Below are 7,045 nucleotides of genomic sequence, written 5' to 3'. Positions count from 1 at the left end.
ATGCCCGAGCAAGTCGTGGATGGCCGGAACGAGGCCGGCCATGACATAAGCAAGCGGTTACGCGGGAAGCCGATCATGAACGACGATCTCGACGCCCTGAAGTCCGAAACCGACGCGGCGCTGGCCGCCGCCGCCGACCTGCGGGCCTGGGACGCGGTGCGCATCGCCGTCCTCGGCCGCAACGGCAGCCTGACCGGCCTGTTGCGGGACCTGGGCAAGACCCCGCCCGAACAGCGCAAGGATCGCGGGATCGCCCTCAACCGGCTGAAGGACGCGCTGACGACCGCCATCGAGGCCCGCAAGGCCGAACTGGAACATGCCGCCCTCGACGTTCGGCTTGCGGCCGAACGCATCGATCCCACCCTGCCGCCCCGGCCGCGTCCCGCCGGGCTGATCCACCCGATCGCCCGCACCATGGAGGAGATCGCCGCCATCTTCGGCGCCATGGGCTGCACCGTCGTCGACGGACCGGACGTCGAGAGCGACTGGTTCAACTTCGGCGCCCTGAACATCCCCCCGCACCATCCGGCGCGGCAGGACCACGACACGTTCTATGTCCCGCCGCGCGAAGGCTCGAACGCGCCGGCGGTGCTGCGCACGCACACCTCCCCGGGCCAGATCCGCACGATGCTGTCGCAGGAACCGCCGATCCGGGTCATCGTCACCGGCCGTACCTATCGTGCCGACCATGACGCCACGCACTCGCCGATGTTCCACCAGTGCGAAGGTCTCGTCATCGACCGGAACCTCACGCTCGGCCACCTGAAAGGCGCGCTGATCGACTTCCTGCGCACGTTCTTCGCCATTTCCGACCTGCCGGTGCGTTTCCGCTCTTCCTATTTCCCGTTCACCGAACCCTCCATGGAGGTCGATATCGGCTGGAACCGCAAGACCGGCGAGCTTGGCCGGGGCGGCGACTGGCTGGAGATCCTGGGCAGCGGCATGGTGCATTCCCGCGTGCTGGCCAATTGCGGCATCGATCCGCGGGAATGGCAGGGCTTCGCCTGGGGCATGGGCGTCGAGCGCGTCACCATGCTGAAGCATGGCATGGCGGACCTGCGGCCGTTCTACGAATCCGATCTGCGCTGGCTGCGTCACTACGGGTTCAACCCGCTCGCGCCCGCCATGCTGCATGAGGGGATCTGAGCGATGAAGTTCACCCTCTCCTGGCTGAAGACGCATCTCGAAACCGATGCGTCGCTCGAGCAGATCACCGACGCGCTCACCCGGATCGGGCTGGAACTGGAAGGCGTGGAAAACCGCGGCGCCACGCTGGCGGATTTCCGCATCGCCCATGTCGTCGAAGCGGTGCAGCACCCCAACGCCGACCGGCTGCGCGCCTGCAAGGTCGACGCCGGCAGCGGAATCGTTTCGGTCGTGTGCGGCGCGCCCAACGCCCGCACCGGCATGAAGGCCGTCCTGGCGCTGCCTGGCAGTTTCATCCCCGGCACCGGCATCACGCTGAAAGTCGGCGACATACGCGGCGTGAAAAGCGAGGGCATGATGCTCTCGGCGCGCGAGATGGGCCTCGGCGACGACCATGACGGCATCATGGACCTGCCGGCCGACGCACCGGTGGGCGAATCCTATGCCGCCTGGGCCGGGCTCGATGATCCGGTGATCGAGATCAGCGTGACGCCCAATCGCGGCGACTGCTTCAGCGTCCGCGGCGTCGCACGCGACCTGGCGGCCGCCGGTATCGGTACGCTGAAACCATTCGCGCCGCCCGTGGTGGTGCCGGCCTTCGATGGCGGCCCGCGCTGGCAGATCGACTTCCCCGAGGCCTGTCCTTGGATTCTGGGACGCACGATCCGCGGCGTGAAGAACTCTCCGAGTCCGAAATGGTTGCAGGACCGCCTGACCAGCATCGGGCTGCGGCCGATCAACGCGCTGGTCGACGTCACCAACTTCTTCACCTTCGACCTCGGCCGCCCGCTGCACGTCTTCGACGTGGGCAAGCTCGCCGGCGACGTGCTGGTGCTGCGCCGTGGCGCTGGCGAAACGATGCTGGCGCTGAACGGCAAGGAATACGTGCTGGACCCCGAGGATTGCGCGATCTGCGACGCCGCCGGCGTGCAGTCGATCGCCGGCGTCATCGGCGGCGAGGCCACGGGCTGCGATGAAACCACCACCGACGTGTTCGTCGAATGCGCCCTGTTCGACCCGATCCGCATCGCCCTGACGGGCCGCCGCCACCAGATTGTCTCGGACGCGCGGCAACGTTTCGAACGCGGACTGGACCCGGCGCTGCTGCCCGCGGCGGTGGAGGCGGCGACCACGCTGATCCTCGAACTCTGCGGCGGTGAGGCCGGCACCGTGACCGCTGCCGGCGCCGAACCGGCCTGGCAGCGCGACGCGACGCTGCGCTTCCGCCGCATCAAGGATTTCGGCGGTTCCGACATCGGGCCGGAGGAGGCGGCGGAGGGGCTGGAGCGCCTGGGCTTCGTGCCGCGCCATCGCGATGCCGAAACCCTGACCGTCGCCGTCCCGTCCTGGCGCAACGACATCGCCGCGCCGATCCTGCTGGACCAGGCCCCGACGCTCGACCCGGCGCGGGCCAGGGCGGCCGCCGAAGGCTGCGCGGCGGTGGAGGCCGAGAACGACCTGATCGAGGAAGTGCTGCGCCTGCGCGGCCTCGATGCCGTGCCGCCGGTCTCCCTGCCGCGCGAATCGCCGGTGCCGGCGACAACGCTGACGCCGCGCCAGCAGCGTTCGGCCGTGGTCCGCCGGACGCTGGCCGCCGCGGGGCTGATGGAATGCGTCACGTTCAGCTTCATGGCGCGGGCGGAGGCGGAAACGTTCGGCGAGGCGCCGGATGCGTTGCGGCTGCTGAACCCGATCGCCTCCGACCTGGACCAGTTGCGGCCGTCGCCGGTGGCGACCCTCGCGCTGGCCGCCAAGCGCAACGCCGCACGGGGCTATCCGGATGTCGGGCTGTTCGAGGTCGGGCCGGCGTTCTCGATGCACGACCCGAACGGCCAGCGGCTGGTCGCCGCCGGGCTGCGCGCCGGCGCCACCCCGCGAAGCTGGCTGGCGCCGCAGCGGCCGGTGGACGCGATGGACGCCAAGGCCGACCTGTGGGCCGCGCTGACCGCGCTTGGCGTGCCGCTGGATGCCCTGCAGGTGACGACCGACGCGCCGTCCTTCCTGCACCCCGGCCGCTCCGGCCTTGTGCGCCAGGGGCCGAAGACGGTGCTGGGCCTGTTCGGGGAGGTGCATCCGCGCCTGCTCGCCGATCTCGACCTGCCGGGACCGATGGTGGTGTTCGAGGTCAACCTCGACGCCGTCGCCGATCCGAAGCGCCGCAGGAAATCCGCCCCCGACCTGGCCGCGTTCCAGCCGCTGCGCCGCGACTTCGCCTTCGTGGTGGAGGCCGACGTCGCCGCCGATGCGGTGATCCGAGCGGCGCGGGGCGCGGAGCGGACGCTGGTGACCGGGGTGACGCTGTTCGACGTCTACCAGATGCCGGACGGCCGCAAGTCCCTGGGCGTGGAAGTCACGTTCCAGCCCCGTGAGCGGACGTTGACCGACGCCGAGATCGAGGCGGCCTGCCAGAAGGTCGTCGCCGCCGTGGCGAAGGCAACGGGCGCGACCCTGCGGTAGGGGGCGTCCCGGCCGGTCCCGCCATGGTCGGCGTCGTGCCGGCCGCTTATGACTTTCGCGGTATCGACAGGTGGGCGACCGGGCCAGGCCCGGTCATGACACACCGGTCATGACACCGCTCATGACCCAAGGGTCCGTCAGGATCGATCAGATCGTGATCCGCACCCCAAGCTCCACCACCCGGTCGCTGGGGATACGGAAGAACTCCGTCGCCGGCACGGCGTTGCGTGCCATCATCAGGAACAGGGTCCGGCGCCACCAGGACAGTTTCGGCGCCATCCCCGGCACCAGCACGTCGCGGCCCAGGAAGTAGCTTGCCTGCGCCACCCGCACGTTGATCCGGTCGGACAGTTCCTCCAGGTCGCGCGGGATGTTCGGGCTTTCCATGAACCCGTAGCGCAGCGACACCCGGAAGATCCCCGGCGCGAGTTCCGAGAAGTCGGCCCGCCGCGCCTGCGACACCTCCGGCACGTACAGGTTCTCCACGGTGACGAACAGGACGTTCTCGTGCAGCACCTTGTTGTGCTTGAGGTTATGCAGCAACGAGGTCGGCACGAACTCCGGGTTGCCGGTCATGAACACGGCAACGCCCGGCACGCGGATGATCCGCGACTGCGGCAGCCGGTCCAGGAACGGCTTCAGCGGCATGCTGGACTGCCGCCAGCGCTGCAGCAGCAGGTCGCGCCCGCGCTTCCAGGACGTCATCGCCGTGGTCAGGCCGATGCCCAGCACCAGCGGCACCCAGCCGCCCTCGATGATCTTCACCGTGTTGGCGGAGAAGAACACGATATCGACCAGGAACAGCAGCCCGAACACCGAGATCGCCGCCCCGCGCGACCAGCGGAACGCACGGCGGAACACCACCATCGCCAGGATGGCGGTGCACAGGAACGTGCCGGTCACCGCGATCCCGTAGGCCGAGGCCAGGCTGTCCGAGGTCTTGAACGACAGCACCAGCAGGATCACGCCCACCGCCAGGGCGTGGTTGATCTGCGGCACGTAGATCTGCCCTTCCTCCATGGTGGAGGTGTGCCGGACGGTCAGGCGCGGCAGGAAGCCAAGCTGCATGCATTGCCGCGCCATGGAGAACGCGCCGGAAATCACCGCCTGGCTGGCGATGACCGTCGCGGCCGTGGCCAGGATCACCATCGGCAGCCGCAGCCACTGCGGGCCCAGCAGGTAGAACGGGTTCTCGATCGCCGCGGCATCGCGGATCATCAGGGCGCCCTGGCCGAAATAGTTCAGCACCAGCGCGGGCAGGACGAAGGTCAGCCAGGTGATGCGGATGGGCCGAGCGCCGAAATGGCCCATGTCGGCATAGAGCGCTTCGGCGCCGGTGACGCACAGCACCACGGCGCCCAGGACGAAGAACGCCAGCCCCTTGTAAACAATGCACAACTCGACCGCATAGCTCGGCGACAGGGCCAGCAGGACGAAGGGGTGCTTCAGGATCTCCAGCAGCCCCAGCGCGCCGATGATCAGGAACCAGACGACCATGATCGGGCCGAAGACGCGGCCGACGTTGCCGGTACCTTTATATTGCGCCGCGAACAAGCCGAAGATGACCGCCACGCAGATCGGCAGGACGTAGAATTTCAGCTCCGGCGCCGAGACTTCCAGTCCCTCCACGGCCGACAGGACGGAGATCGCGGGGGTGATCACGCCGTCGCCGAAGAACAGGCAGGCGCCGGCGATGCCGACCAGGGCGATGGCGCCCTTCACCCGCTCTCCGGCCGAGACCCGCTGCGCGAGCGCCATCAGGGCCAGGATCCCGCCTTCGCCGCGGTTGTCCGCCCGCATGACCAGCATGACGTATTTGACGGTGACGATGAAGATCAGCGACCAGACGATCAGCGACAGGACGCCCATGACCTCGACCGGGGTCGTGCTTTGCGCGTCGAAGAACTGCAGGCTGGATTTGAACGCGTAGAGCGGGCTGGTGCCGATGTCGCCATAGACGACTCCCAGGACCGACAGCAGCACGCCGATGCTTGGCTTGTCGGGCCTGTGGTTCCGCTCATGCGACGCCGAACCGGTCAGGGTCGAGTCCAGGGGATCCTGGCTGGTAGAACCCTGTGCTCCCGCGGCCAGGTTTGGCCCCGGTTGGCCTACCCCGTCTTGGCTCAAATCATGACCTCATGAGGGCGTAAAAAGACGCCGGCCTCCACGATGAACAGGTAGGCCGGGCAGGGGTCACTTACGCTCAACGCGCCTGTCCGGCAAGCAATCCGGACGTCACGCCGCCGTAGGGACCGGAAAGTGTGAAACGAATTCGTTCCATTCGCGCCGGTTGAGGCCGCTGGTTTCCTGCGTGACCGGCTCCCCGGCGAGCATGCGCCGCAGCAGCACCACCATCTGGGCCGACAGGGTGACGGCGCCCAGGCGATAGTCGCGGAACGCGGCGGCGGCGGCGGGGACCCAGGCCTCGGTCATCTTCATCATGACGTCGGCATAGACCCTGATCTCGTACTGGGCATGGGCGTCGGCCCGCAGCGACAGGAAGTGGAACAGATTGTGCAGGTTCGTCTTCCAGTACCACTGAGTGTAGGTGTTCAGCGTCAGGTTCATCCGCGCCAGTTCGCGGGCGAGGCCCTGGCGGTTCGGGTCCGCGCCCTCGCCCTCGTTCAGCATATGGGCGTAGTGGGCATAGCAGCGTTCGGCGTCCTGGCGCAGGACCGACAGGACGTCGGCGGCTTCCTGGCCTTGCAGGACGGCGCCGCGCCCCTGGCGGTTGCTGACCGATTGGGCGGCCAGGTGTTCGGGGGCGGGGATGTAGAACTCCCTGTCCAGGATCGAGTAGCGGGCGGAGTACTCGTTCACGCTCGCGGTGCGGTGGCGGATCCACTGGCGGGCCACGAAGATCGGCAGTTTGACGTGGAACTTGATCTCGCACATCTCGAACGGCGTGGTGTGGCGGTGCCGCATCAAATAGCGGATCAGGCCGATGTCCTCCTGCACGCGCTTGGTGCCGCGGCCGTAGGAGACGCGGGCCGCCTGAACGATGGCCGAGTCGTCGCCCATGTAGTCGATCACCCGGACGAAGCCGTGGTCGAGCACCGGGACGGCCTCGAACAGCATGTCCTCCAGGGCGGCGACGGTGGGGCGGATGGTCGCCGCGGGGCGGTCCCGCTGGTCCGGGGCCGCGTTCGGGGGTGAATGATCAGACACCTTGTCCTCCGGTCTGTCGGGTGTCGTTGATACACAGTCGGTGCCGGGGAACATAGCATCGTGTTGCGCCGTCGATCCCGCGGTCGATCCCGCCGTTGATCCCGCCGGGCATGCCGCCGGGGCGTCCGGAGGCCGCCGCCGACGCATGGCCTTGCCGACGAATGACGGCCCGTGCCCGCCTCCGGCCGTCGGATTAGTTCTTCCCACACCGGGTGTTTTGTCTATCATGCCGCGTTGCGAAACGGAGACGCGCATGCAGCCAGGTGGTGCGGTT

4 protein-coding genes are annotated in these 7,045 nt (G+C 68.3%); 2 read left to right on the top strand and 2 right to left on the bottom strand.

Going from position 1 to position 7,045, the window contains the following annotated elements; all coding sequences use genetic code 11:
• Positions 1–75: 75 nt before the first annotated feature.
• Positions 76–1,146: a phenylalanine--tRNA ligase subunit alpha gene (pheS, locus tag VHB27_RS05290; RefSeq protein ID WP_325597921.1), complete on the top strand. Its 1,071-nt coding sequence runs from the start codon at positions 76–78 to the stop codon at positions 1,144–1,146.
• A 3-nt stretch (positions 1,147–1,149) separates the two neighbouring features.
• Positions 1,150–3,603, top strand: coding sequence for a phenylalanine--tRNA ligase subunit beta (gene pheT / locus VHB27_RS05285; RefSeq protein WP_325597920.1), 2,454 nt, complete (start codon positions 1,150–1,152; stop codon positions 3,601–3,603).
• Positions 3,604–3,750: 147 nt separating this feature from the next.
• Here pheT and VHB27_RS05280 read toward each other — a convergent pair whose 3' ends face one another.
• A complete protein-coding gene (locus VHB27_RS05280; protein WP_408903976.1) occupies positions 3,751–5,730 on the bottom strand; it encodes a potassium transporter Kup in 1,980 nt (659 codons plus the stop codon).
• 108 nt (positions 5,731–5,838) lie between these two features.
• A complete protein-coding gene (gene thyX / locus VHB27_RS05275) occupies positions 5,839–6,771 on the bottom strand; it encodes an FAD-dependent thymidylate synthase (protein WP_408903975.1) in 933 nt (310 codons plus the stop codon).
• Between the last annotated feature and the right edge of the window lie 274 nt (positions 6,772–7,045).

Origin of the sequence: Rhodopila sp. (assembly GCF_035548235.1) — a bacterium.
Classification (GTDB): domain Bacteria; phylum Pseudomonadota; class Alphaproteobacteria; order Acetobacterales; family Acetobacteraceae; genus Rhodopila.
The sequence above is the reverse complement of the archived record's forward strand: the minus strand, read 5'-3'. Positions and strand labels throughout refer to the sequence as shown.